1 protein-coding gene is annotated in these 1,273 nt (G+C 60.3%); it reads right to left on the bottom strand.

Annotated elements, in window-relative coordinates:
• Positions 1-1,245: a transposase family protein gene (locus N2315_09410; GenBank protein MCX7829387.1), complete on the bottom strand. Its 1,245-nt coding sequence runs from the start codon at positions 1,243-1,245 to the stop codon at positions 1-3.
• Between the last annotated feature and the right edge of the window lie 28 nt (positions 1,246-1,273).

Raw genomic sequence — 1,273 nt, 5'->3', positions numbered from 1 at the left:
CTAAACGAAGGCAGGGATCTTTTTGGGGGATCCCTGTTTTCTTTTCTCTGCCCCGCATTTTCCCAGCTCCTCCAATGCCGCGTCCAGTTTTCTCCTCAACTCTGCCGGATTGAGAGAGTCGAAGGTTTCACGAAGGGAAGCGCACACGGCAGGTTCTTCCCGCTCCAGGGCGTTCAGGAGCCTTTGGCAGGGAGTCCTGGGTACATCATAGACCTTCCTGACCCTGGCTCCCTGGCGGTGCTTCTCCACTAGCTTAAAGGACGGCTGGAAGAAATTGACGTACAGGCCCAGGTCCCTGTAAAGCCGGTTCAGGATTTCCACCTCCCGGGGGGTGTCGTACCGGGCGTATCCCACCGCTTTTCGTGCTGCCGCCCAGTTCTTCTGCTCGACATGGCAGTTGTCGTTTTTGTTCTCCGGCCTCGACCGGGTGAAGGTGATCCCGTGATCCGCGCAGAACCGCATCAGGTGATGGTTGATGAACTCGCTCCCGTTGTCGGAATCCAGCCCCTTCAAGGGGAAGGGGAGCCGGTCCATGAGAGCGGGGAGTGCCTCCAGCACCCACTTCCGGGCCCGGTTCGGCAGGGCATGAAGCTCGGTCCATCCGGTGGCCACATCCGTTAGGGTTAGCGTGTAGGCGAAATCTCCCGAGGCATTCCCGCCGTCGTGGCTCACCAGGTCCATCTCCATGAACCCGACCCCTGCATCGTCCCAGTCGGCAAAGGTGCGTATGGGAATCTGGTGCTTGAGAAGCGTTCCCGGCCTGGTGCAGGATCGTCCCCTGGGCAGAAGCATCCGTTTTCGCTCAAAAGGCAGAAGGCGGTCGATCGTGGCTGCGGAAAGGGCCAGCAGCTTCTCCCGCAGGGGTGAATCCAGGGACAGCTCGCCATGACGTTCCATCTTGGGAATCAGCCATGGAAGGGAAGGGGCCAGGCGTTTCCCGCAGGGATAGCCCATCATTTCCCAGATGGTCTTCAGGGGCTCCAGGACATCGGGCCCGTATCGAACCGGACGCCTTCGCCTGACGGGCTTCGGCTCCGGGACGAGCTTCAGGGGAGCCTTTCCTGCGAAGCGAAGGACCGGTGTCCTGCCAAAGAGGGAAAGAAGGTGCGACGCATAGGACCGGTTGTATCCCGTCAGGGGAATCAGCCTGTCCAGGATTTGCCCTTTCTCTTCCCGTCCTGCCCGACAGTACGCTTCCGCTTCTGCCTTCACGATCTCCATCCGCGTTTTCATGGACAACCTCACCTCGTTTCCCCCCTTCGGGCTTCGCCCT

The organism is Thermanaerothrix sp., from assembly GCA_026417795.1.
GTDB lineage: Bacteria > Synergistota > Synergistia > Synergistales > Synergistaceae > Thermanaerovibrio.
Note: the sequence above shows the minus strand (reverse complement) of the source record. Positions and strands in the feature narration are given on the sequence as shown.